24 protein-coding genes are annotated in these 23310 nt (G+C 63.7%); 13 read left to right on the top strand and 11 right to left on the bottom strand.

Going from position 1 to position 23310, the window contains the following annotated elements:
* Positions 1-319: 319 nt before the first annotated feature.
* On the bottom strand, positions 320-1057 hold the full coding sequence (locus FGL95_RS20960; RefSeq protein WP_169590390.1) for an alpha/beta fold hydrolase: 738 nt from the start codon (positions 1055-1057) through the stop codon (positions 320-322).
* Complete coding sequence (locus FGL95_RS20955; protein ID WP_169590388.1) at positions 1054-1731, bottom strand: DUF998 domain-containing protein; 678 nt, start codon at positions 1729-1731, stop codon at positions 1054-1056. Before FGL95_RS20955 ends, FGL95_RS20960 begins: the two co-directional genes overlap by 4 nt.
* 101 nt (positions 1732-1832) lie before the next feature.
* On the opposite strand from FGL95_RS20955, the gene FGL95_RS20950 reads away from it, so the two are divergent.
* Both FGL95_RS20950 and FGL95_RS20945 read left to right on the top strand, forming a co-directional pair.
* A complete protein-coding gene (locus tag FGL95_RS20950; protein WP_169590565.1) occupies positions 1833-2153 on the top strand; it encodes a putative quinol monooxygenase in 321 nt (106 codons plus the stop codon).
* Positions 2150-3145: an NAD-dependent epimerase/dehydratase family protein gene (locus tag FGL95_RS20945; RefSeq protein WP_206072164.1), complete on the top strand. Its 996-nt coding sequence runs from the start codon at positions 2150-2152 to the stop codon at positions 3143-3145. The genes FGL95_RS20950 and FGL95_RS20945 overlap by 4 nt, the downstream gene beginning before the upstream one ends.
* Here FGL95_RS20945 and FGL95_RS20940 read toward each other — a convergent pair.
* From FGL95_RS20940 to FGL95_RS20930, 3 genes are all read right to left on the bottom strand, one after another.
* A complete protein-coding gene (locus FGL95_RS20940; RefSeq protein ID WP_169590386.1) occupies positions 3142-3399 on the bottom strand; it encodes a hypothetical protein in 258 nt (85 codons plus the stop codon). The genes FGL95_RS20945 and FGL95_RS20940 overlap by 4 nt on opposite strands.
* Before the next feature lie 178 nt (positions 3400-3577).
* Entirely contained in the window at positions 3578-4063 is a 486-nt protein-coding gene (locus FGL95_RS20935) for an SRPBCC family protein (RefSeq protein WP_169590385.1), read from the bottom strand.
* Between the two features lie 2 nt (positions 4064-4065).
* Positions 4066-4344, bottom strand: coding sequence for an ArsR/SmtB family transcription factor (locus FGL95_RS20930; protein ID WP_169590561.1), 279 nt, complete (start codon positions 4342-4344; stop codon positions 4066-4068).
* 168 nt (positions 4345-4512) lie between these two features.
* Here FGL95_RS20930 and FGL95_RS20925 point away from each other — a divergent pair, with 168 nt between their 5' ends.
* Positions 4513-4743 carry a hypothetical protein gene (locus FGL95_RS20925; RefSeq protein ID WP_169590383.1) on the top strand — a complete coding sequence of 77 codons (231 nt, stop codon included), beginning with the start codon at positions 4513-4515 and terminating at the stop codon, positions 4741-4743.
* A 192-nt stretch (positions 4744-4935) separates the two neighbouring features.
* Here the strand turns inward: FGL95_RS20925 and FGL95_RS20920 are convergent, their stop codons facing one another.
* Both FGL95_RS20920 and FGL95_RS20915 read right to left on the bottom strand, forming a co-directional pair.
* Positions 4936-6498, bottom strand: coding sequence for an HNH endonuclease signature motif containing protein (locus FGL95_RS20920; protein ID WP_169590381.1), 1563 nt, complete (start codon positions 6496-6498; stop codon positions 4936-4938).
* Between the two features lie 141 nt (positions 6499-6639).
* Positions 6640-8001 (bottom strand): cytochrome P450, encoded by a 1362-nt coding sequence (locus tag FGL95_RS20915; protein WP_169590380.1) that lies wholly within the window; start codon positions 7999-8001, stop codon positions 6640-6642.
* A 112-nt stretch (positions 8002-8113) separates the two neighbouring features.
* Here FGL95_RS20915 and FGL95_RS20910 point away from each other — a divergent pair, with 112 nt between their 5' ends.
* From FGL95_RS20910 to FGL95_RS20885, 6 genes are all read left to right on the top strand, one after another.
* Positions 8114-8725: a TetR/AcrR family transcriptional regulator gene (locus FGL95_RS20910; RefSeq protein ID WP_169590560.1), complete on the top strand. Its 612-nt coding sequence runs from the start codon at positions 8114-8116 to the stop codon at positions 8723-8725.
* A 62-nt stretch (positions 8726-8787) separates the two neighbouring features.
* Positions 8788-9405, top strand: a complete 618-nt coding sequence (locus FGL95_RS20905) for a TetR/AcrR family transcriptional regulator (protein ID WP_169590378.1) — start codon at positions 8788-8790, stop codon at positions 9403-9405.
* Positions 9398-11083, top strand: a complete 1686-nt coding sequence (locus FGL95_RS20900) for a PEP-utilizing enzyme (RefSeq protein WP_169590376.1) — start codon at positions 9398-9400, stop codon at positions 11081-11083. The genes FGL95_RS20905 and FGL95_RS20900 overlap by 8 nt, the downstream gene beginning before the upstream one ends.
* Positions 11080-11883 carry a PEP/pyruvate-binding domain-containing protein gene (locus FGL95_RS20895; protein WP_169590375.1) on the top strand — a complete coding sequence of 268 codons (804 nt, stop codon included), beginning with the start codon at positions 11080-11082 and terminating at the stop codon, positions 11881-11883. The genes FGL95_RS20900 and FGL95_RS20895 overlap by 4 nt, the downstream gene beginning before the upstream one ends.
* Complete coding sequence (locus FGL95_RS20890) at positions 11880-12854, top strand: SAM-dependent methyltransferase (protein ID WP_169590373.1); 975 nt, start codon at positions 11880-11882, stop codon at positions 12852-12854. Before FGL95_RS20895 ends, FGL95_RS20890 begins: the two co-directional genes overlap by 4 nt.
* Before the next feature lie 38 nt (positions 12855-12892).
* Positions 12893-14134 carry a serine hydrolase domain-containing protein gene (locus FGL95_RS20885; protein WP_169590372.1) on the top strand — a complete coding sequence of 414 codons (1242 nt, stop codon included), beginning with the start codon at positions 12893-12895 and terminating at the stop codon, positions 14132-14134.
* A gap of 19 nt (positions 14135-14153) precedes the next feature.
* On the opposite strand, the gene FGL95_RS20880 is transcribed toward FGL95_RS20885, so the two are convergent.
* Entirely contained in the window at positions 14154-14549 is a 396-nt protein-coding gene (locus FGL95_RS20880) for a RidA family protein (RefSeq protein ID WP_169590370.1), read from the bottom strand.
* Positions 14550-14589: 40 nt separating this feature from the next.
* Here FGL95_RS20880 and uraD point away from each other — a divergent pair, with 40 nt between their 5' ends.
* The 3 genes from uraD to pucL are packed head-to-tail and all read left to right on the top strand — an operon-like array spanning position 14590 to position 16378.
* Positions 14590-15150: a 2-oxo-4-hydroxy-4-carboxy-5-ureidoimidazoline decarboxylase gene (gene uraD / locus FGL95_RS20875; RefSeq protein WP_169590368.1), complete on the top strand. Its 561-nt coding sequence runs from the start codon at positions 14590-14592 to the stop codon at positions 15148-15150.
* Positions 15147-15473: a hydroxyisourate hydrolase gene (gene uraH, locus FGL95_RS20870; protein WP_169590367.1), complete on the top strand. Its 327-nt coding sequence runs from the start codon at positions 15147-15149 to the stop codon at positions 15471-15473. Before uraD ends, uraH begins: the two co-directional genes overlap by 4 nt.
* Positions 15474-15475: 2 nt before the next feature.
* Positions 15476-16378 carry a factor-independent urate hydroxylase gene (pucL, locus tag FGL95_RS20865; RefSeq protein WP_169590365.1) on the top strand — a complete coding sequence of 301 codons (903 nt, stop codon included), beginning with the start codon at positions 15476-15478 and terminating at the stop codon, positions 16376-16378.
* A 77-nt stretch (positions 16379-16455) separates the two neighbouring features.
* Here pucL and gad read toward each other — a convergent pair whose 3' ends face one another.
* Positions 16456-18096, bottom strand: coding sequence for a glutamate decarboxylase (gene gad / locus FGL95_RS20860; RefSeq protein WP_169590363.1), 1641 nt, complete (start codon positions 18094-18096; stop codon positions 16456-16458).
* Positions 18097-18427: 331 nt separating this feature from the next.
* Here gad and FGL95_RS20855 point away from each other — a divergent pair, with 331 nt between their 5' ends.
* Positions 18428-19738, top strand: coding sequence for a protein kinase domain-containing protein (locus FGL95_RS20855; RefSeq protein ID WP_169590362.1), 1311 nt, complete (start codon positions 18428-18430; stop codon positions 19736-19738).
* Here FGL95_RS20855 and FGL95_RS20850 read toward each other — a convergent pair.
* Positions 19733-20596 (bottom strand): protein kinase domain-containing protein, encoded by an 864-nt coding sequence (locus FGL95_RS20850; RefSeq protein WP_169590360.1) that lies wholly within the window; start codon positions 20594-20596, stop codon positions 19733-19735. The genes FGL95_RS20855 and FGL95_RS20850 overlap by 6 nt on opposite strands.
* A 21-nt stretch (positions 20597-20617) precedes the next feature.
* Positions 20618-23299: a VIT domain-containing protein gene (locus FGL95_RS20845; RefSeq protein ID WP_169590359.1), complete on the bottom strand. Its 2682-nt coding sequence runs from the start codon at positions 23297-23299 to the stop codon at positions 20618-20620.
* Between the last annotated feature and the right edge of the window lie 11 nt (positions 23300-23310).

Here is a 23310-nt window from a genome sequence, read left to right as displayed (position 1 = left end):
TCGGTTGTCGGGGCGCCGATCCTGCCGAATCGCCACGCCGACAGGCGGCTTGCGGCGCCGTTCATATATGAACTGCAACACATCCGACGGCACTCCGTCAATAGCCGAATTTGTTCTCCTGCAACTGATTTCCGACGATCGTCGGGCCTTCAAAGAGGTTTATTCGTTGCCGTCGCGGCTGGGGATGGGTGCTGATCCTGATTGTGATCAAACCGAGATCGAAGGGCGTTCCGAGGGTTGCAAACACGCCCAAGAACGAAACTCGACGATAGCCCGGAATTAACAATACGCGCACGTGGTCGCTTTGTGGAACCCCAAATCATCGCGACAGTTCTCGTATCAATCGCGCAGTTTCGTCCGGACGGTCCACCATCACGCGATGACCCGACGGGGTAATGATCGTCAAATCGGCGCCGAGCTCTTCTGCGAGTACACGTTGCTGGTCGAGCCATTTGTTCGCCCATGGTGTTCGGTAGCGACCTGTTGCCACCGCGACCGCCACCGAGACCGCTTGGATCGGCGCGTGCCGTCGCAAATCGAGCACCTCTTCGCCGAGGTCGGAATACGCGTTGTTCTCTCGCACGACCGCGCCCAGATAGTTGCTCAGGCCGTTGAGGACGGTGTGCGTCGCTGTCTGCACTCGCTTCGGCAGCAGGCGCGGTCCGGCGGGCTCGGCAACACTCGAATCGAGCAGCAGAAGCGCTGCGGTCCGGTCCGGATACAGGCGGGCGAATCCTTCCGCGTAGAAGCCACCGAGCGAGTGTCCGACGAGCGTGACGGCAGCGGTACGTCCGACAGCGTCAAGGACGGCGGCGATCCTGTGCGCCTCGGCACGCACGGTCGGCTTGTAGTCGGACTTCGGCGCCGGGCTCGAACCCAGACCAGGCCGGTCGAATCGGACGACGATGTGGTCGGTGGCGAGCAGATCGGTTACGTCGTCCCAGTCGCTCCATTTGCCGGCGAGGCCACTGCACAACACCACCACCCGCCCTGTCGAACCGCGGACCACGACATGCAACTGCTCGCCGTCGACCGTCACCAGCCGGGGCGTCGTCATTGCTGATTCCTGTCGTCGCGCAGGTAGTGAACGAATCCGGCGACATAGACAAGCCCACCGGCGATCGCGAGCAGTTGGACACGCTGGATCACGCCGATGGCTGCGGGATGCCCCTTCTCGCCGAGCCAAATCGCACCCAGGATTGCCGCCGTCGAGGTCAACAGAAGTGCTGTGATGCTTAGTCCAATGCGTTGCAACACTCGATGGTTCGAGTAGCGGTACGCGGAAATGGTGAAGGCCGGTGCCGACACGACGGCGGCGAACCCAGCTAGCCCGCTGCTCGCGAGGTGCAGTTCATGGGTCAGCGGGACGTCACCGCTCGCTTCTCTGGCAGCGCAAGTCGGGTCGGAATGGGGCGCGCAGCTCAGCGGCAACAACGAGTCGGCGACGGTCGCTGCGGCGAACAACGCCACAGCGCACCAGCCGATACGGATCAGCCAACGCTGTGGGCGCGATCGCAACACCACGGCCGTCGCAGTGAGAACGACAGCACCGCAGACGAAGTCGAGGCATCGGAACAACGTCGAATATGGTCGGCCGACGGCCGCGAGCTCACTGACGTAGGACGACATCGACCGGCTGTGGGGGTCGACGAATGGTCCGAACAGCCACGCCGAATAGAGTGCGGCGCCTACGAGCAGCGCCGAGGCAACGAGCCGCCGATACGAATTCACAGGTGATCGGCGCTGATCGGCATATCGGACCCTACCGCGCCGCGGGCTCGTTGTCGGATATCTTCGGTGGGTGCAGTACCCCCGGCGAGGAAGGGACACCGTTGATCTTCATTGTCGTGAAATTCAAAGCAAAACCCGAATGGGCTGATCGCTGGCTCGATCTCGTCGAATCGTTCACCACCGCGACCCGCGCCGAAGAGGGCAACCTCTGGTTCGACTGGTCGCGCAGCGTCGACGACCCTACCGAGTTCGTGCTCGTCGAAGCGTTCCGCGACGGCGAGGCCGGCGGGATTCATGTCAACAGCGCCCATTTCAAGCAGGCCATGCAGGAACTTCCACCCGCGCTGGTCGCCACCCCGAAGATCATCAGTCAGACCATCGACGCAACTGACTGGTCCGAACTCGGCGAAATGACCGTCTGATCGGTACCTCGTTGGTGATCGGTCCGAGTGGTTTTCTCGGTTCGCACGTGACGCGCCAACTGGTCGCGGCAGGACACGACGTTCGGGTGCTCGCACGGCGCACGAGCAATCTTCGTGGCATCGAGGGCCTCGCGGTCGAGCGGCATTACGGCGATATCTTCGACGACGCAGCCTTGCGGTCCGCCATGGCTGGCTGTGACGTGGTCTTCTACTGCGTCGTCGACACCCGCGCCTGGCTGCGCGATCCCGCGCCGCTGTTTCGGACCAACGTAGAAGGTTTGCGCCACGTCCTCGACGTTGCCGCCGATGCGGGGCTGCGACGGTTCGTGTTCACCAGTTCGCTCGCCACGATCGGTATTCGAGACGACGGTTCGCCGGCGACCGAGGACGACGCGTGCAACTGGGTGGAGCGCGGTGGTCCGTATGTCGAATCGCGCATCGCTGCAGAGGAACTCGTGTTGCGATACTGCCGCGAACGCTCGTTGCCTGGAATTGTGTTGTGCGTCGCGAATACCTACGGCGCCGACGATTGGGGAGCGACACCGCACGGAAAATTGGTCGATGCCGCAGCCCGTGGACAAGCGCTGGTGTATTTCGACAAGTTCGCCGCGGAGGCGGTCGGGATCGAGGACGCCGCGGCCGCACTCTGCTTGGCCGCCGACAACGGGCGGGTAGGGGAGCGTTACATCATTTCCGAGCGGTTCATCAGCAACCGGGAGATGTTCGACGTTGCGGCCGACGCGACCGGCGCGCGACGGCCGATGGTCAAGATTCCATTGTGGCTGGCCCGAGCATCCGGCGTGATCGGCGACCTCGTCGGAAAGCTGTTTCGGCGAGATGTGCTCCTCACCTCGGTGTCGGTCCGCTTGTCGTATGTCACGACGCCGATGGACCACAGCAAGGCCGAGCGTGAATTGGGTTGGCATCCGAGACCGGTGCAGGACTCGATCCGCGATGCCGCGTTGTTCTACCGAGCCCGGCGAAGGCACTAATTCGAGCGCGACGGAACGGGCACGCGCTGCGGGGTCGCGATCGGCTTGAGCCGCTTCCAAGTACCGTCGGACTGGCAGACCTGGCCATCGAGCTTTTTGCCGACGCTGTAGCTCACGCCGCCGGACGTGCAGTAGTAGGTAACGGTCCCGTCGGGAGACGTCGTCTGTTCGGCTTGTGCGACTCCGGCTGCGCCGAATACTCCCGCCGTGATGAGCAACGAGGCTGCAAATGCTTTGACGGTCTTGGAGGTCATGTCGGGCCCTTGTCGTTTGTGCGTCTTCGCCCAAGTGGGCTACGACAAATATGGCTTCTAGCTGCGCAAACAGATAGATACCCGAGGAGGCCAAACCTCGTACCCACCCGTGGGTGGGAGGGTGGGGGAGCTGTGGCAAATGTGCCGTTACCTCGGCTGAGAAGGTTGAGCTTCCAGGTTAGCGCGACTCTTTGTGCACGGCGTCGAGGTAGCGCTGCAGGTAGAACGGCCAGCCTGCGTCGTTGGCGACACCGTCGCGGACGCCTTCCCAGCCTTCGCCGTGGCGTTCCAGATTGCGATGTTCGAGCTCGACCCGTGTGCGATCGGGCGATTCGGCGATGAAGCGGACCTCGACCTCGCTGGTCTTCGCCGGATCAGTCTCGATTTGCCAGCGCCCGTTGATATCCCAGCTGAACACGACCCGATTTGGGGGGTCGTACGTAAGGACTCGCGCCCAGCGGCAGACAGTCCCGTCCTCGGCGCGGTCGTAGATTGTGCCGCCGACGCGAGGTTCGAAGACCGTCTCCGCGATCGGGGACGGCATGATGTTGTGCTCGCGTGGCTTGATCGCGTCGAATCGCTCGATGAACACTCTAAACGCCTTCTCCAGTGGTGCGTTCACCACAATCCGCTGCCGCACCGGTGCTGCGTGTGTCTGAGTCATTGCTACTCCTCCGGTTGTTCGACTGTTTCCTTGAAGGCGGTCAGGGCTTGTCCCCAAAACCGGTCCAGTTGTGCGCGTAGCGCATTCATCCCTTCCGGATCCAGTTGATAGATGCGGCGGGTGCCGACTGCCCTGTCTTGGACCAGTCCGGCGTCCTTGAGCACCTTCAGGTGTTGCGAGACTGCCGGTCGGCTGATCGGTAGTTCGCGAGCGAGTTCACCAACCGCGCAAGGACTCTCGGCAAGACGTTCGAGGATCGTGCGCCGCGAGCGATCTGCCAGCGCACCCCATTCGTCTCCAGCTCGGTAAGTGACTACGAACGGTAAGTCAACGCTTACGGAAGGGCTTTGTCAAGGGTGAATCGGACGCGTAAGCGTCTGATCAGCGCCTATTCAGCGGCTGCGGGCAAAGTTTCGAGTCGAAACCACCCCCGCAGCTAGGAGTTCGAAATGTCCAAGATGACGACAATTCTCGGCGGCGCGGCCCTGACCGCAGGACTGCTGATCGGCGGAGCCTCGGTCGCCGCCGCCACGCCCAGCTTTCACACCTCCACGTACGGCGGTACCTACGCCACCAAGGACGCATGCGTCTCCGCAGGCAACAACGGCGACGCGACCCGCTTCTCGCGCTGGACCTGCAAGCCGCAAACGAACGGCACATGGGCGCTGTACTTCGATTGATGCGTGACTCTGACGGTTGATGTCGCGTCAAGAAGCGTGACTCGGCTGGCCACGCCAATCCGTGCTTGCCCTGTCCTCGTCAAAAGGGCGATGGCTTTTCGGATTCTTTGGGCTGTGGTCGGCCACCACCTGTACCCGACTGAGTGGGATTCCTCCCGGATTCCGAGTGGAATTCCACGCCAATTCTCCCTATCAGAACGGTGCTGGCTCTTCGGGTTCCTTGTTCGGTGTGGCTGGAAGTTCTGGATTCCGGGTGACTTTGAGTTTCGGTTTCAGGTGCGCGGCGGGGACTGCGGTGATTCCGCCGCCTGGTGTGGTGATGAAGTGTTCGCCGTGGCTGCTGGTCCAGCGGATTCGGCTGCCGGGCAGTGCTTCTGCGCGCCACAGTTTGAGGGTTTTGAGGGTGTGGTGGAGTTGGCAGAGGCATTGCAGGTTTTCCGGCAGGGTGAGTCCGCCGTCGGGTGGGTTGGTTTGGTCGAATTCTTCGATGTGGTCGAGTTGGCATTTGGCTGCGGGCACATTGCAGCCGGGGAAGCGGCAGTGCTGGTCGCGGGCACGGACCAACGCTGTTGTTTCGGCGTTGGGTCGGTAGATGAACGCGGTTTTCGGTAGTCGCAGGCTGGTGGGTCCTTGGACGCGGCCGACGTGGACTGGGCGGCGGAACTCGACCGCCCGCGCTGGCGCGACGGGCACCGGTGCCGGCTCTGCCACGATGGTGGGTTCGGTCGAGACCGGTTGCGCTGCTGCGGGTTCGGGAATAATGCCGGCGTTGTGGCGCCCGCCGCGGGCGACGAATTGGGTGGTGGGTTCGCGTTCGATGAGGCCGTGTTCTTCGGCGAGGTGCAGGCATTCGGTGAGCATCACTTGCCAGGTGCCGTCGTCGGCGAGGGTGCGGGCGAGGTCGGGGTCGATGGGTCCGTGGCCGTCGAGGTAGGCGGGGTTGGAGAGCAGTCCGAGCAGGGTGGCGATATCCACGGTCACTTGGACGAGGGGGGTGCGGCGTTTGTCGCTGCGTGGTTGACCGGCGACAGCGCAGTCGTCGCGTCCGCAGGAGCAGTCGAGGTGGGTTTCGCCGTGCATGAGGGCCATGAACGCGTCGGCCATGCGGTAGTCACGTCCGCGGGTGTCGTGGCCGCAGACGGTGTCGGCGATTTCGGTGAGCCGTTGCAGCACGGCTTCGGCTTCGTCGGGGTTGACGTGGGCTTCGATGACCGAGAGGGCGTCGCCTCGACGGCGTCGCATGCGGCGGAAGTGTTGTTGCTCTTTGCGGAGGGCGGCGTATTCGTCGGGGCTGGTCCGGATCAAGGTTCTGTCGATGGCGCGGGCGAGCGGACCGGGTGAGAGCCGCAACGCCGAAGAGAGGATCTCTTCTTCGGCTTTGTCGAGGGTGTCGTGGGTGAATCCGGTGGTGGCGCGGCAGATGCGGGCGACGCGGGGGTAGTCGAGTTCGCCGGCGGCGAAGGCGGCATTCACCCGAGGGAGTCGCAACCGCAAATCCATGCCGACGCCGGCGAAGGTTTCGGCGGTGGTTTTGGAGACGCCGAGGCGGACGGCCATTTCGGCGAGGGCGTTGTTGCCGCAGTCGATGATGGTGCCGGTGGCGAGTTCGGCGTCGCGTTCGATCCAGTCCGACCAGAAGTGTCCGGCTGCGGTGATCTTGGCGTGGGCGGCTTTGTTTTCCGCCACAGACGCGGTGGTCATGTGGTCGAGCAGTGAAATGGACTGTGTGAGAAACGATCCCCCGATATCGAACATATGTTCAGTGTACTGACTGGGTCCGACAGAAGCCAGGATCTTCTCGGCTCGAATCGCCACGAATGGCGGCGATTCGAGCCAAGCGCACGAACCAATCGCCGACTACCCACGCATCTGGATCACCGCGGGGTGTCGTCCGTACTACGCCGACGGCAGACTCTCGGCGCGGCGAAGTGGCGTTACGACGTTGTTCGACAACGTGTTTCGGCGACGGAGCCGCACTCGACCACCGTTCTTGGGAGCGTAGGCGACGCCCCGGCTGTGGAAGCGTTCACCTGGCGCGTGGGTTGTCGTCAGGTCGAAATCGCGAAGCAACGTCCGCAGTACGACGTCCATCTCCATGTTTGCGAAGGCGGCGCCCGGGCAGCGGCGGGTTCCGCCGCCGAACGGTACCCACTCGTAGTTGTTCGGTTTGTGTCCGACGAAGCGATCGGGATCGAACTGGTCGGCGTTGGGAAAGACCGATTCGTCGTCGTGCACGATGCTGATGCCGACGATCACGGTGTAGCCGCGCGGAATTGTCCAGTCGCCCAAAGGCATCGACTCGGAGATGACATGCCGGCCCATCAGGTCGATCACGGGCCGCGTGCGCTGGACCTCGAGAATTGTCGCCTGGCGCAGTTCGGAGCCACCCTCGTCCACTTCGGCGACCAAGCGTGCCAACAGATCCGGATGCCGCTGTAGCCGTTCGATGGCCCACGCAAGGGTTGTCGCTGTGGTCTCGTGTCCAGCGGCGAGCAGGGTGATCAGTTCGTCTGCTACGTCGCGGTGCGACATCGCTGAGCCGTCGTCGTAGCGGCTTTGCAGCAGCATCGCGAGCACGTCGTCGCGCTCGGCCAAATGAGGATCGGCGAGTGCTTTGTCGATCAGGCTGCCGACGATGGCGTCGAACTCGCGGCGATATCCGTTGAATCGACCCCAGGGGCTCCAGGGTCCCAAGTCTTTTCGGGGAATCGGGACAGTCGCCAGCCGCGAGGCAAACTTCACCCAGCCGGGAAGAAGCTTCCGCAGTGCCTCGAATTCCGCACCCTCCGCACCGAATACGGCGCGCAGAATCGCATTCAGCGTGATGTGCATCATCGAATCGAGCGTTGCGAACTCTTTGTTCCCCGGCCAGGACGCGGCCTCACGGAGGAACTCCTCTTCGATGACGCTCTCGTAGGCGTGCATCCGTTTGCCGTGGAACGGCGGCACGAGCAGCTTGCGCTGCCGGCGGTGCGCTTCGCCTTCGAGGTTGAAGATCGAGCCGTCGCCGAGCACTCGGCCGAGATTCGGTCGGAGATTGGACGCCACGTCGGTGCTGGTCATGAAGACCTGTTTGATCAGCGCCGGTTCTGTGACAACTACCGAGCGGCCGAACAGCGGAATGTCGATCGTGAACGTCGGACCGTAGCGATTTCGCAAGTACTGCATTGTCTTTCGGCGAGACGCGATGAAAGCCACGCCTTGAACGAATCTCGGCAGCGATGGGCCTGGGGGAACGTCTACTGTGCGGGCGCTCATTTCGTGTCCTCACGGCATTGTGGCGGTAATCACGAGTACCAGGTCGACGGTACGCGGGATTACCGCCGATGCGCAACGGTTGATTGGCAGACGCGATAGTCTCCGGACGGTGATGACCGATCGCGGCGACGTCGTTGCGCCGTCCGACACGATGAGCCCGTTTCGGAAGCGCCTGCTCGATGGCCTTGCGGCGTCGATCGAAGAAGTCGGCTACGCGGGAACCAAGATCGACGACATCGTGCGCCACGCGCGAACGTCCAAAAGGACCTTTTACGAGGAGTTTCCGAGCAAAGAGGTGTGCTACTTCGCCTTGTTGAAGGCGACCAACGAGTCGATGCGTTCAACTATCGAAAAGGCAGTCGACCCATCGATGCCTTGGCGCAACCAGGTGCGGCAGGCGCTCGACGCGTACTTCGGCACCGTCGAAAGCCACCCGGGGCTCTCGCTGAGCTGGATCCGCGACCTGCCGGCGATCGAGACCGAATCCCGATCGGTCCAGCGGGAAGCCATGGACTCGCTTACCCAGATGCTGTTCCAGCTGGGCGACGCGCAAGGTTTTCGCGACGCCGGCATCGCGCCGATTTCGCGCCTGACCGCAATCCTGCTGCTCGGCGGCCTGCGAGAGCTGACCGCGGCTGCCATCGAGCACGGCGACAGCATCCATGACGTCGCCGAGATCGCCGTCGACGCGTGCATTGCATTGCTCGGACCCAAACCAATTTGAGGCTTGTGTCACGGACCGTGACAGGATTACTCTTAGCGTGACAGAGCGCGTAGGAGTGTGACATGTCGGACCCTGAAAAGCAGCCGTCGCTGCGGGCCAAGCTGAACGAACATACGAGGACCTTGATCGTCGAAGCGATGGTCGAGCAACTCGGCGAGACCGGCGTCATCGACTTCTCGGTATTCGAAATCGCAAGGCGGGCAGGCATATCGCCGCGCACCATCTACCGGCACTTCCCGACGCGCGAGGACATGTTCGATGCGATGAGCCGGATGGTCAACGAGCGCGTCGGGTTCCCCGACTATGCAACGACGCCGCAGGGCATCGCGGATCTGGCTCGGAAGCTCTTCCCTGCCTTCGACGAGAACGAAGCGCTCATCCTGGCGCAAATGCAGACGCCGACCGGCCAGACCGTACGCGCCCACGCTCGCAAGGAACGGGCTCGCACGATGCGGCGAGCCGTCGATTCGATCGCGCCCGACCTGTCGGAGGACGAGCGCGACGCATTCGCCGCGGTCTGCCACTGCGTGATGTCCGCTGACGCGTGGCGCCGCATGCGGACCGACTTCGACTTGGACGGCGTGCGCAGTGGGGAGGCAGCCGGGTGGGCACTCGAGACTCTTTTCGCTGCGATCGAACAGCGAAACCACCAGCGCAAGAATGGGAAAGACAATGATTGACACCCAATGGGCTCCGCCCGGCAAGGGATCGTGGCAACTGGAAAGCGCGCACTTCCCGACACCGATATCGCCGTATCACGCCGAGATTCTCACTGAACAGTTCCCACGCGGCTTCGCTGCAGGGACCGAGCGGCTCGGAATTCTGCTCAGTCATTTCGACCACGCAGTGGTGAACGGATTCGACTACATCACCCCGCGAATCGTCGGTGCACCCGAAGGCGCCAACGGCACGCCGCCGTACCCCGTCTTCAAGCTGATCTCCCTGCTGCATCCGGCCGTCCGGCGCCGGCTGAAATCGCAGAAGACGGTGTTCGAGCGGAAGCCGTGGCGCGACGACGTCGCGTTGTGGCAGCAGACAATTCGGCCAGAGTCGGAGCGACGCCATCTCGACCTCCAGCGTTTCGATGTCGTGTCCGCATCCGACGACGAACTTGCGGAGCACCTGGAAGCGTTGCACGCCAACGCAAGTCAGCAGTACTACGTGCATCACCGGTTCACGATCAGCAGCCTGACGCCCGTCGGTGACTACCTCGTCAAAGCCCGTGAATGGACCGGACTGCCCGACGGGGTGCTCATGCAGGCATGCCGCCAGCCCGAGGGAATCGCGACCGTTGCGCGTGCCCAGTTCGAGGCTGTGGTCGAAGCGCTTCGTGCCGATCGGTCCGCGCAGGAACTGCTGCGCACCGGACCGCATGCCGCCGAGAACCTCGCCCAACTTGCTGCGCGAACCGACGCGGTCGGCGAGACGATGCGCGTATGGCTCGAAATGACGGGCAACAGGCTGATGACCGGTTACGACATCGTCGACCTCACGGCAATCGAAATGCCTGACTTGCTTATCCGGACGCTGCTCGCGGCGCTCGACGACTCTCAAATTCACGCTCGCGAAGAGACGCGTGCCGCGTTGGCTGCGAAAGTCCGAGCCGCGGTGCCGACGCAGCACAAGGCGGAGTACGAGGCCGTCCTCGCCGAAGCGCTTTTCGTCGGTAGCCTGCGCGAAGAGCGAGCCCTGGTCTGCGACTTCTGGGCGTACGGACTCGTCCGCAGGGCGATCTTGGAAGCAGGACGCAGGCTCGCCGACCGCGACCGAATCGCTGAGCCAACACACCTGCTGGACGCGAGCCACAGCGAGATTCTCGAACTCGTTCGAGGAACGGGCGGTCCGGAGGCTGCCGAACTGAAAGACCGACACGCATACCGAATTACGGCAACGGCCGATGACGTCCCCAAGGTTCTCGGTCCCGAGCCTGCGCCCCCGCCGCCGCCGAGCTGGTACCCGGTTGGGGCTCGTCGGATGAATGCAGCAATCGACGCAGCGGTGAAGGCCATCTTCGACGAACCGGTACCGCGGACCGAACCCAAAGCGGTCCATGGATTGCCGGCAGCTGCCGGGCGGTACGAAGGAACGGCCCGCGTGATTCTGCGACCCGACGACTTCGGCCGCATCACTCGTGGCGACGTGCTCGTCGCACGAATGACCACGGAGGCCTATAACGGGATCATGCCGCTGCTCGGCGCAGTGGTGACCGACCGTGGCGGGCTGCTTTCTCATACCGCAACGGTCGCAAGGGAATTCGGCATTCCCGCCGTCGTCGGAAGCTCCACCGCGACGAGGCTGATCCCAGACGGTGCTCGTGTCGTCGTCGACGGCGACCGCGGTGTTGCGACCCTGACATGATCACCCCGCTTGCCCAGGCCGGCGACCCTGCCGCTTTCGGCGGCAAGGCTGCGGGACTTGCCAAGGCAGTGCATGCCGGGTTGCCCGTTCCGTCCGGCATAGCCCTTCGCTACGACGTCGTCGACCGAATCGCCGTCGGCGACCATGCTGCATTCAGCCAGGCGTTGGCCGCTGCGGAGCGGCTGGGTCCGTATGTGGCGGTTCGGTCGTCGGCGGTCGGCGAGGACGGCGCCGACGCGAGCTTCGCAGGCCAGCACACGACGATGCTCGGCGTGCCCACCGACGCCGCGCTCGAGGCTGCGATCACCGCCGTCCATTCGTCGGGCCGTTCGCCCAGTGCGTCGGCTTATCGCTCACGTCTCGGTGTTGCCGGTCCGGTGCGGATGGCCGTTGTCCTGCAGCAGATCGTCGATGCCGAGTGCGCCGGAGTTCTATTCACCCGCAACCCGGTGACGCACGCCGACGAGCGCGTGATCGAGGCGTCGTACGGGTTCGGCGAGGCAGTGGTCGGCGGAATGGTCGTGCCGGACGAATATCGGCTGTCCCGTGGCGGCGCGGTCCTGTCGTCGCGAGTTGGCCTGAAAGACATAGCAATTCGACCCGCGGCAACAGGCGGAACCATCGAGGTGGACATCGACGCAGACAGTGCTGCGCGGTTGTGCCTCACACCGCAGCGTTTGGCAGCACTCGACTACCTTGCGACACGCTGCGAAGCAGCCTTCGCGGGGGCGCTCGATATCGAATGGGCGTTTGCCGAATCTGCCCTCTACCTACTGCAATGCCGGAGCGTGACCAGATGATCAACGATGTGCTCGTGTCGGGTTTCTTCGAGTTGGCCGCGGTGTCGGCGTCGCTGACGGCAGCGCACGAGACGGGACTGCTCGTCGCGTTATCCACCGGGCCCGCCGGTGGCACGGAACTCGCTGAGCGTTGCACCTGTTCCGTGGCGGCCGCCGAACAAGTGCTCGCGGTGCTCGTCGAAGCCGGCGTCGTCCAAGTCGACGGTGATCGCTATCGGTTCACATCAGCTGTCCAGAGTGAGCTGGACAAGAGTCCCGGTGGCGCCCCGGCATATTTCCGCCTCTGGGCGCATACGCCGACGTACCTCCGTTCGGGTGCACCCACGGCGGTCATGGATGGCACGCCCGCTGAGCGCAGTGCTGCCTATTCGTCGACCGTAGGGGGACTCGCCGACCTGTTCGGCGATGCGGCCCTCACGCTTGCGAGTTTCGCGCCGATACGTGCTGGCGCGCGTGTGCTCGATCTGGGAGCCGGGTCGGGTGTGTGGAGTTTGGCGATGATCTCGGCGACCCCTGATGCGACCGCGACGGCCGTCGATTTCGAGCGGGTGCTGCCGTCCTTTCGGGCGCGCGCCGCGATCGTCGGCGTCGGCGACCGCGCCGAAACGATAGTCGGCGACTATCACGAGGTCGCGCTCGACCGGAATCGTTACGACCGAATCGTGCTCGCCAACGTCTTGCACTTGGAGTCGCCGACCGACGCGGCCGCCTTGATCAGCAAGGCAGCCAGCGCGACAGCTTCCGACGGTGACCTGGTGATCGTCGACATCTTCGACGGCGACCGCCCTGCTCGGCTTCGGCATGCGGCATATGCGTTGCACCTCGGGATGCGCTCCGCCGCCGCACGACCCCACCGCGTCGCCGACCTGGTCGGCTGGCTCGCGGAAGCGGGGTTCGATCGATACTCCAGCATCGACCTCGGCGCACCGGCAGGAGTCAGCGCACTCGTCGCGCATCGCGGTGTCGTCTAGCGTGGTGGCAACTCAGCACCGGTGCGAGGAGACGAACAATGGCGTTCAAGATCGATGTGCCGCAGACGACCGTTCACGGAGACGTCGACGAGGGCTATGGCCCCGTAGCCGACCAGTTTCGGCGCAACTTCGCCGAGCGCGGTGAGGTCGGCGCTGCGTGCGTCGTCTACCGCGACGGTGTGAAGGTCGTCGACCTGTGGGGTGGTTACCGCGACGGTCGGGACCGGCGACCCTGGCGTGAAGACACCCTCGTCACTATGTTCTCCACAACGAAAGGCGTTGCCTCCCTGGCCTGTGCGCTCGCGCATTCGCGTGGGCTGCTGGACTACGACGCAGCAGTTGCGACGTACTGGCCCGAGTTCGCGGAGAACGGCAAGAGCGACGTGACGGTCCGCCAATTGCTGTCACACCAGGCCGGACTCTGTGCGATCGATCGCCCGCTCTCGCTCGAAGATTTGGCCGATCTTGACGTGGTTGCCGATGCGATCGCGCAACAGCGGCCGGCGTGGACACCGGGCACGCGCCACGGCTATCACGCGATCTCACTCGGCTGGTACGAGGGCGAGCTGATCCGCCGGGTCGACCCGGCGCATCGGTCTATCGGTCAGTTCTTCGCCGAGGAAATCGCCGCACCGCTGGACCTCGAGTTCCATATCGGGTTGCCGGCCTCCGTCGATGTCGATCGGATCGCGCACCTGCACGGCTTTCGCAAGGCGGAGATGCTTCTGCACATGCACGAGCTGCCAAGGAAATTCGTGTTCGCGATGCTCAACCCGCGCAGTGTCACGGCGCGATCATTCAACAATCCGAAGTCGCTGGCCGCGATCGACGAATACAACCGTCCGGACGTGCTCGCGGTCGAGTTGCCCGCGGCAAACGGCACCGGCCGGGTCGACTCCGTCGCGAAGGCGTACGGCGTCGTCGCAACCGGCGGTCACGCATTCGGGCTACATCAAGAGACGCTCGACGCCCTCGCCATTGCCGCCTCACCGCCAAGCGGTGGGACGCACGACGTAGTGCTGCGGACCGACACCGTCTTCTCGCTTGGATACATCAAGTCGTTCCCGGACTTTCGATTCGGCACCGCAGCCGGACGAGCATTCGGAACACCGGGAGCCGGCGGTTCGTTCGGATTCGCCGACCCCGACACCGGCATCGGATTCTGCTACGCCATGAATCGCAGTGGCTTTCATTTGTTCGACGATCCACGCGAGGTATCGCTGCGCAACGCTCTCTATGCCGATGTGCTGGGGGAGATGGCGCAGCGTCCGGATTCGTAACCCGAGGTTTCTCACGCGATCAGGTGCATACCGCAGCGATGGCCTCGATCGCGACCTTCGCCTGCTTGGGTAGTTCGTTTACAGAGATCGAACTGCGGGCGGGCGGATCGACCGGGAACGCCTCGTTGATGGCATCGTTGATTTTCGAGAAGTACGTCATGTCGGTCATCAACACCGTGATTTTCAGGACGTGTGCAAGGCTCGAACCGGCTTGGTCGAGAACGACTTTCAGATTCGCAAGGACCTGACGGGCCTCATCGCCCGGGTCGGTCGAAGGGAATTCCACTGTCCCAGGGACGAAGCCCTGAATCGCGGAGATGTAGACAATCCCGTTGTGGATCGTCGCGTGGTTGTAGAGCGGCAGGGGCTTCGTCAACCCGTCCGCGACCATGTGACCAATGTCTGGCGTCGTCATCGATATCCGTCCTGGACGAGTTCATCTTTTTGTTCGACAGATGATACGACCGGCAACCCAAGAAAAGTACAGTGAACTGGTGGATTTCGCGGAATCAATACGGCTGAACGAGTTCAATTCCCTTCCAATTCGCGACGGGCTGGATATGCTCCACGGGGTGTGCGCGTCCACGCAATGGGGCCAGCTCATGCTGGCTGCCCGGCCATTCTCGGATATCGACGATGTGCTGCGCCACGCGGACCGAATTCTGACCGAATTGCCGGTCGCGGAGATCGACGCGGCCCGCGACGCCCACGCGCGGATCGGCGATTCCGTCGACAACGCCTCGGAGGCACGTGAGCAAGCCGGTGTTGCGGATGCGACGCGGTCCGTGCGCGAGCGGCTCGCCGAGGGCAACCGCGCCTACGAAGAAAAGTTCGGCTACATCTACCTCGTGTTCGCCACAGGAAAGACGGGCGAAGAGATGGCGACGATCCTGACCGATCGGTTGCACAACGACCCGGAAACCGAACGCCGCGTAATGATTTCGGAACTGGGCAAAATCAACCGGCTGCGGCTGCAGCAACTACTCGCCGAGCCGATCGCGGAGGGGTCATCGTGACGACACTGAGCACACATGTCCTCGATGCGGTGTCCGGCAGTCCCGCGGCGGGCGTGCCGGTCACGCTGACCGCAGCAGACGGTTCCGTGTTGGCAGACGGGCACACCAATGCCGACGGACGAATCGGCGACCTTGGCGGAGGCTGCACCGCCACCGGGATTTACCGACTGCGCTTCGATACGGCGACATATTTCGCGGCAGCCGGCATCGTCGGCTTTTATCCCGAAATCGTCATTGCTTTCGAAATCACAGACACCAGCGCGAAATATCACGTCCCAGTGTTGCTGTCGCCATATGCGTACTCAACCTATCGAGGGAGCTGACCGTGTCCGAAATCGTCCTTGGCCACAATCAATATGGCAAAGCCGAAAACCGAGTGGTCCGTATCTATCGTGATACGCCTCGGCACGAGATTCACGACGTGAACGTATCGTCTTGCCTGCGCGGTGATTTCAGCGACGCGCACCTCACCGGCGATCAAGCGAACGTTCTCACCACCGACGCGCAAAAACAGACTGCGTATTCGTTTGCCAAAGAGGTCGGGCTGGAGAAGATCGAGGATTACGCGCTTGCACTGGCGCGGCACTACGTCGGCGATGTCGATGCGATCGACGAGGCGCGCATCGAGATCGACGAATACGCTTGGGAGCGTGTGATCGTCGACGGCGCCGAGCACGACCACACGTGGGTCCGAAAGGGGCAAGAAGTTCGCACCGCCGCCGTCACGGTCAATGCGGATGGCGAATGGGTCGTCGGCGGACTCAAGGAATTTGTGATCCTGAAATCGACCGGCTCGGAGTTCGCCGGCTTCTACAAAGACAAGTACACCGTGCTCGAGCCGACCCACGACCGCGTGATGGCCACGTCACTCACCGCCCAGTGGCGGTTCACCCACACCGACGGCATCGACTGGGACGAGGTGTACGCCGGAATCAAGGTCCAACTCGTGAAGCAGTTCGCTGTCGTCCAGTCGAAGGCCTTGCAGCAGACGCTCTACAAGATGGGCAAAGCAGTGTTGGAGGCCTACCCGGTCATCGCCGAAGTGCGGCTCTCGGCGCCGAACAAACACCACTTCGTCTACGATCTGGCCCCGTTCGGCGTGGAAAACAACAAGGAAGTCTTCCACGCCGACGACCGGCCCTACGGCCTCATCCAGACCACCGTCACCCGCGACGACGCGACCCCACCCGGACCGGCGTGGGACGCATATCAAGGCTGGTTGAGCTGATCTGCCCCAACACCCCTCGTGAGTCTTTTAGGAGTCTATGGACTCCTAAAAGACTCACGAGGGTGAGCGACCCGCACTCAGTGCGCGAAGATCTGGTCGTCGCTTTCGATGCTCGACGGCAACGGTCCGCTGAGGCATTCCAACTTGGCGGTGTGCCTGCGAAGGTCCGCGAGGAGAAGGTCCGCCATGTCGTGGGTCATGCCCGCCCGCACCACAATTCGCAATACGGCAAGGTCTTCGCGATTGGCAGGATAGGTGTACGCCGGCACCTGCCAGCCTCGCTCGCGCAGGCGCTCGGATACGTCGAAAACGGTGTAGTTCGTCACCGAGTCTTTGAGCTTGAACGCAAACACAGGTAGGTCGTCACCACGCGTGATCAACTCGTACGGACCGATCTTCTCGATCTCCGACGCAAGATATTGCGCCACGTGCGAGCTGTGCTGCTGGACCTTCGTGTAACCATCGAAGCCGAGGCTCGCGAACATGAAGTATTGGGCGACGACCTCGCTGCCCGGCCGCGAGAAGTTCAACGAGAAGGTCGGCATGTCGCCGCCGAGGTAGTTGACGTGGAAGATCAACTCTTCGGGCAGGTACTCCGCGCTACGCCAAATTGCCCAGCCGACACCGGGATACACCAGTCCGTACTTGTGGCCGGAGGCGTTGATCGAGCAGACGCGGGGAAGTCGGAAGTCCCACACCAGTTCCGGCTGGATGAACGGCGCGACGAAGCCGCCCGATGCGGCGTCGATATGCAGGGGGATATCGAGTCCGGTTTCTTCCTGGATGCGGTCGAGTTCGGCGGCGATCTCTGTGAACGGTTCGTAGCGACCGTCGAACGTCGACCCGAGTACTGTGGCGACACCGATGGTGTTCTCGTCGACGTAGTCCTTGAGCCGGTCCGCGGTGAGGCAGAGCTTGTCGCCCTCCAACGGCACGATGCGTTCTTCGATATCCCAGTAGCGCATGAACTTGTCCCAGCAGACCTGCACGTTGGCGCCGGTAACCAGGTTCGGTCGGTCGGTCGGCTTGCCCGCCGCCCGCATCTTCGCACGCCAGCGCCACTTCATAGCCAGACCGGCAAGCATCACCGCTTCGCTCGACCCCGTGGTGGAACAGCCGATGGCGTCTTCGCCGGCGGGGGAGTTCCACAAGTTGGAAATGATGTTGACGCAACGGTTTTCCATTTCCGCGGTCTGCGGGTACTCGTCTTTGTCGATCATGTTCTTGTCGGCAGTCTCTGCCATCAACTTGTCCGCGTAGGCAGGCATCGATGTGGTGCAGAAGGTCGCGAGGTTCAACCGAGCGCTGCCGTCGAGGAGCAGCTCGCTGTTGATCATGTTGTAGGCGGTCTCGTGGCCGAGGCCCTCAGCGTGCAGGAAGAAGGTCGGCGCGCGTCCACTCATCTCCTCGACAAGCGCTTCCTGCGGAACGTTCCGCTCGGGAGCTTCCTTCGGTGCCGGTGTGGCGGCAGGCGCCGGTCGCGATGTGCCGAAGAGTCGGTCCGACAGCGCGGAACCGAGATCCGATGCGCGAGTGAGTCCGCCGGAGATCGCGTCGCCCGTGCTCGCCACCGCAGTCGTGACGTCGCGTGTCGATGCCGCGGCCGCGACCTGCGTGACAGCCTCGGTCAGCTGCTCCTTGAAACCCGCACTTCCTATCGCGGACCGTGTGATGCGTCGTGTGACTTCCTCGACGCCTGCCTTCGTGACCAAGCCCATCGCCGGACCTCCATCGAGTAGGGGATATGTATTCCGACGCTACCCGGGTCGGCGCGGTCAGGAGGCTGGTTCTTGCTGAGCGGTGCACTGGAATCCGGCGCGGACCGCTGGGACCCCCGTCGTTATCGATCCGCACGATTTCCCGGTCCGGGAACGGCCGAGCCAGAGTTGCCTTTGCTGCGGGATCGTGTGCAGAGGCGCGCAATTCGGGTCCACGGCAGAAGTCTGTGTGCCCATTGTCCGCGAAGCGGTACAACGTGAACGATAGGGAGAAGTGTGGAATTCCTCTCGGATACCGATCGGAATCGCTCACTCTTGCGAGGAGGTGTGGATGTCGAAGGTGACGTTGACGGTGATCGCCGGCCCGTCTACCGGGGCAACGTTCGAATACACCGAACGAACGATCGCGATCGCGGGACGAGCCGACGATTGCAATCCGCGGATCATCGAGCCTGGACCGCAGGTGCACGTATCTCGGCACCATTGTCTGTTCGACATCAATCCGCCGGATATCCGGGTGCGTGACTTCGGCAGCCTGAACGGCACCCACGTCAACGGCGTCGAGATCGGGCGCCGTGCGGCAGGCCAAACGCCAGAGGAAGGAGCGCGCAACGCTTTTCGGGAGCGTGATCTGGTCGATGGCGATCGAATCGCACTCGGTGCGACCATCTTGGCTGTCACCGTCGAATCCGATCGCGAGACCGTGGTGACGCCGACTCGCAGAGTTTCTCCGCGGTTCGAGCCCGGTAGCCGGATCGACAAATTGCTCAGCGACGCTGCCGCTGGTCAGCCCGACCTCGCAGGGATCCGCGGCTTCGAGATCGTAAGCGAACTCGGCCGCGGCGGTCAGGGCGTTGTGTACCTCGCGCGGCACGAGAGCAATGGCGAACTCGTCGCGTTGAAGGTGTTGCTCGCGGCAATTGCGGTGCAGCGCAAAGCGCGCGACGAATTTCTGCGCGAGATCAGCGGAATGCGGGCGCTGCGGCATCCGAATGTCGTCGGTCTCCGCGAGGCCGGATCGGCAGGCGACACCTTCTTCTTCACCAGCGAATTCTGTCCTGGCGGCAGCGTCGACGACCTGGTTCGGAAGGGCGGCGTGCTGAATCCGGAAGAGGCGGTCGCTATTACGCTGCAGGCGCTGGACGGATTGGCCTACACGCACTCGGTGTTGCTCGGTCCGGAGGCCACCGGGCTGGTGCATCGCGACATCAAGCCGGGCAATATTCTGTTGTCCAGCACCGGACCTGATCGCATTGCCAAGATCGGCGATTTCGGCTTGGCAAAAGCGTTCGACCGCGCGGGACTCTCAGGTCACACGATGACCGGTGCCATCGCAGGGACCCTGTCGTTCATGGCGTACCCGCAACTGATCGACTACAAGCGCGCGAAACCCGATGTCGACGTATGGTCAACGGCTGCAACGCTTTACTGGATGCTGACGCAGAAGATGCCGAGGAACTTCCCGCCTGCAGCCGACCCCATCGGCGTCGTCTTGGGCACCTCGGCGATTCCGATCCGGGAGCGCAACCCCGCGATCCCCGGCACGTTGGCGGCCGTGATCGACGAAGCGTTGATCGATAAACCGCAGATCGTCGTCACTTCGGCGACCGAGTTCGCCGACGCTCTGCGCAACGCACTATGACCGTCGCACCCACCAACGCTCACGCTGCTGCTCGGTTCGCGGCGACGACGTCGCGGTCATAGTCCGCAAGCGCGCCAACAACTCCTGGGTGCCGGGACGAGCGGCCGGATCCTTACGCAGGCAGTCCGCGACGATGGGAACCAGCCGTTCGGGGACGCCGGTCAAGTCGGGCTCTTCGGTGAGGGCGCGGGCGAGGATCGCGTAGCCCGGTCCGTCGCCGAACGGTCCGCGTCCGGTCGCGGCGTACACGAGCACACCGCCGAGCGAGAAGATGTCGGCTGCTGGACCGATCGTCGGCTCGTTTCGGCATTGCTCGGGCGACATGTATGCGGCGGTACCGACCCGCCCATCCGGCGCTGTGAGGGTGCTTCCGTCCATCGCTCGGGCGATACCGAAGTCGATGACGCGGGGACCCTGCGCGGCCAGCACCACATTCGACGGCTTGAGGTCACGGTGAATCAAGTTGGCGTGATGAATCGCAATCAGCGCTTCGACCAGGCCGAGCCCGACGGTCCGAACGGCGTCCAGCGGTAGTGGGTCGGTGGGGCTCACAGCCTTGTCGAGCGTTGGGCCCTCGATGAATTCGCTTGCCAACCAGGGTTTTCGGGCGGTGGGATCGGCGTCGACGACAGCTGCGGTCCAGAAGCCACCGACCGTGCGCGCGGCTCGTACCTCACGGGCGAACCGTTCGCGAAAGTCCGGGTGCTGCGCAAAATGCTCGTGGACGACCTTGATCGCGACGGGCCGCCCGCTGCTGAGCCGGCCGAGGTACACAAGTCCCATACCGCCCGACCCCAGCCGCCCGAGCAGGAGGAACGGTCCGATCGTTGGGGGATCACCCGGTTCGAGTGGTTCCACGGGTCCTCTCCCGGTCGGGTCTCACGGGTGCACCGACACCAGCTGGTTGCCGGAGTTGTCCTCGATGATGATGTCGGTGATGTCGGACTTCGCGACGTCCGCCAGCGTCGTGGTCCGGCGTTCCTTGTCGGTGGTGGTGACTCGCCAGCTGTCCGCGATGGTGCGAGCGCCGTCCCGGGTGACCACAACCATCCGCACCGACTGTCCTGCAGCGATTCCCGAGATTTCGGCAACCACCTTGGTGCCTGCGGGAGTTTCGGTCAACGTGACGGCGATCGACACTCCCGTCTTCGCATCGGTCGTCGTTTTCGGCGCGCTCGACGGCTCTCCGACCCGCGACTCCGAGGTAGTTGCCGTAGCGCCCGCAGTATCGGCGGGCTTCGCGGTGGAATCCACCGGGCCATTGTTCCCGAGCACGACTGCCCCGCCGATCGCCAACGCGCCTGCGACGGCCGCAGCGGCTCCCGCTGCAGCAATGCGTGGACCGCGCTTGGAGGGCCGGTCGGCGGGCTGTTGGTATGAACCCGGCGGCGGGGGCGGTGCAGCCTGCGGTGGGGGCGCCATCATCGGTGTTCCGTAGTCGGGCAGCGGAATTCTTCCCACCGGTTCGGCGTGAGGTTCCACGACGTTGGTCGGGCGTGCACCCGTCAACGTCGGATCATCCATCGGCGCTGCGCGAGCGGGCGGCTCGGTGACCACCATCGGCGTCACAGGGCGCGGGCCACTGCCCGCCGACCGTGCGGCGCTCGACACGGCAGCCATCCGCCGACCGTATTCGATCTGATAGTCCGACGGTGCCTCTGCCGGTCGATGCGTCGACCCTGGGGGCAGTTCGACGGCTTGCACGACTCGATGCGGTGCCCGGCGGTCGCCGATCGGATTCTTGTCCACCGCAACGAACGCAGTGAACCGTGACAGCACGCCGAAGCTCAGCGACAGCCGGGTAATTGTCCGCTCCAGTGGTTCGGCCTGCTCCAAAGGGCAAGTGAGGTAACGGTCTTCGAGATCGGCGAGATGCGCCCGGGCCCACGCCGTTGCGACGGTACGGTCGTCGACCGAACGAGGGACCAGCCGACTGATCCAGCGCTGACCGTCACGTGAAATGCCACGAATCGCTATCTCACCGACCGGATTGCCGACCCATCGGCCTGCGATCAGCAACGCAACGCCGGGGTAGACGTCCGGCAGCCGGGCAGGCGTCACCGTTCCCCTTGCGATACCCAGACCGCCGTCGACGAGTTCGAGGTCGGTCACCAGCGGTGCGGCGAGTTGTCGCTGGACCTGCTCGATCGCCTCGTCGAGCCGGTCTTCCGATTCCGCGACCTCGAAACGGCCGCGGCCCAGATCCGCGAGCCGCTGGAGAAATCCCGCGTTGACTGCGACGCCGACGCCGACCGTGTCGATACGGATTCCACCGACGAGCGGTGCCAGTTTCTCGATGATCTGGTCTTCGTTTCCGACCAAGCCCGCGGTGATGACGAGAATGGTTGGTTCCCTTCCTGATCCGCGGAGCAGCCGTGCGGCCTGCTCGAGCGGCGGGAGGATGACGGGGTTGCCGGACCCGTATGTCGCGACCAAATGCTCGACCGCGTCGAATCGGTTGCGGTCCGTCGCGTCGACCAGTCCGTCATCGTGCCGGACGGGTCGGGAGACGGTGTCGTTGAAGGTCAGGACGGCGAATCGGTCCACCGGCGTGAGCGAATCGATGATGCGCGCGGCCGCGCGACGTGCCGCGACGATCTGCCAACCGTCCATACTTGCCGAGCGGTCCAACAGGACGACGAGGTCGAGCGGTCGCGGCGCGGTGGCGGCGGTCGTCGACGGCAGGACCGTCAAGTTGAAGGTTCCTCGCCGTCCGACCGGATCGGTCACGGTCACGATCGACGCGAAATGGTGTGGTCGTTGGCCCGTGTCCACGCGAAGGACGAAGTCACGGTCCAGTCGGCTCCCGGGATTCACCCGGACCCGAACCGTGCCTTCGATACCGATGTCTGCGCCGTCGACGAGCTCCGCGGGCAGATTGCACCCGATCTGATGAATGGGCACGACATGCGTGTCGATGATCGCCTCGATCGTGAGCCGCACCGGATTCGGAAAGCCGGTCAACAGGACCGGTGGCGTGATGCGGGAGGCATCCGGGACTGCCTCGGTATCGGTGTGCCCGCCCGCACCGACAGGAGGGCCGTCGAGCTGAACCCCTGGAATGTAGCGAGGGGCGACAACCAGCGGGAAACGGAACGTGAGCTGACCGGCCGCATACTGCAATGGCGTCGACAACGTCAGCCGCACGACGACTCTTTCGCCAGGGGCGATATTGCCGACGCGCATGGTGAAGACGTCAGCGCGCTCTTGTTCGACGATCGCGGCGCGCATTCCGTCTGCCAGCGCGGCCTCGTATTCATTGTGCGCATGCCCGCGTTCGACGAGTCTGCTGTCGATTACCCTGTCGCCCAACTGAAGTGACATTGCAGTCACCGCGGCTCGCTCCGGGAGTGGGAAGATGTAGGTCGCCTCGAGTGGCACCCGCAATCGATTACGGAACTCCTCCGCGACGAATACCGTGGCGACCATTCCGGTGATGCGTGCGCGCACGTCGAGGGCGAACAGCGGCAAGTTGCCGGTGTTGGTCATCAGAGTGCCGAATCCCGCATCGGGATCGTGATCGAGACCCGCGCCCGCATCCATGACGGCAGTGATCAGCACGCTGCCTCCAC

This window comes from Antrihabitans stalactiti, from assembly GCF_012932915.1.
Classification (GTDB): Bacteria; Actinomycetota; Actinomycetes; order Mycobacteriales; family Mycobacteriaceae; genus Antrihabitans; species Antrihabitans stalactiti.
Note: the sequence above shows the minus strand (reverse complement) of the source record. Positions and strands in the feature narration are given on the sequence as shown.

Bases quoted from the DNA above. Each gene is read 5' to 3' on its own strand.
- FGL95_RS20900 (WP_169590376.1), top strand. From the start codon at position 9,398: ATGATTGACACCCAATGGGCTCCGCCCGGCAAGGGATCGTGGCAACTG.
- FGL95_RS20925 (WP_169590383.1), top strand. From the start codon at position 4,513: ATGTCCAAGATGACGACAATTCTCGGCGGCGCGGCCCTGACCGCAGGA.
- uraD (WP_169590368.1), top strand. From the start codon at position 14,590: ATGATACGACCGGCAACCCAAGAAAAGTACAGTGAACTGGTGGATTTC.
- FGL95_RS20885 (WP_169590372.1), top strand. From the start codon at position 12,893: ATGGCGTTCAAGATCGATGTGCCGCAGACGACCGTTCACGGAGACGTC.
- FGL95_RS20895 (WP_169590375.1), top strand. From the start codon at position 11,080: ATGATCACCCCGCTTGCCCAGGCCGGCGACCCTGCCGCTTTCGGCGGC.
- gad (WP_169590363.1), bottom strand. From the start codon at position 18,096: ATGGGCTTGGTCACGAAGGCAGGCGTCGAGGAAGTCACACGACGCATC.
- FGL95_RS20855 (WP_169590362.1), top strand. From the start codon at position 18,428: ATGTCGAAGGTGACGTTGACGGTGATCGCCGGCCCGTCTACCGGGGCA.
- FGL95_RS20940 (WP_169590386.1), bottom strand. From the start codon at position 3,399: ATGACCTCCAAGACCGTCAAAGCATTTGCAGCCTCGTTGCTCATCACG.
- FGL95_RS20910 (WP_169590560.1), top strand. From the start codon at position 8,114: ATGACCGATCGCGGCGACGTCGTTGCGCCGTCCGACACGATGAGCCCG.
- FGL95_RS20905 (WP_169590378.1), top strand. From the start codon at position 8,788: ATGTCGGACCCTGAAAAGCAGCCGTCGCTGCGGGCCAAGCTGAACGAA.
- FGL95_RS20920 (WP_169590381.1), bottom strand. From the start codon at position 6,498: ATGTTCGATATCGGGGGATCGTTTCTCACACAGTCCATTTCACTGCTC.
- FGL95_RS20890 (WP_169590373.1), top strand. From the start codon at position 11,880: ATGATCAACGATGTGCTCGTGTCGGGTTTCTTCGAGTTGGCCGCGGTG.
- FGL95_RS20960 (WP_169590390.1), bottom strand. From the start codon at position 1,057: ATGACGACGCCCCGGCTGGTGACGGTCGACGGCGAGCAGTTGCATGTC.
- FGL95_RS20880 (WP_169590370.1), bottom strand. From the start codon at position 14,549: ATGACGACGCCAGACATTGGTCACATGGTCGCGGACGGGTTGACGAAG.
- FGL95_RS20915 (WP_169590380.1), bottom strand. From the start codon at position 8,001: ATGAGCGCCCGCACAGTAGACGTTCCCCCAGGCCCATCGCTGCCGAGA.
- FGL95_RS20935 (WP_169590385.1), bottom strand. From the start codon at position 4,063: ATGACTCAGACACACGCAGCACCGGTGCGGCAGCGGATTGTGGTGAAC.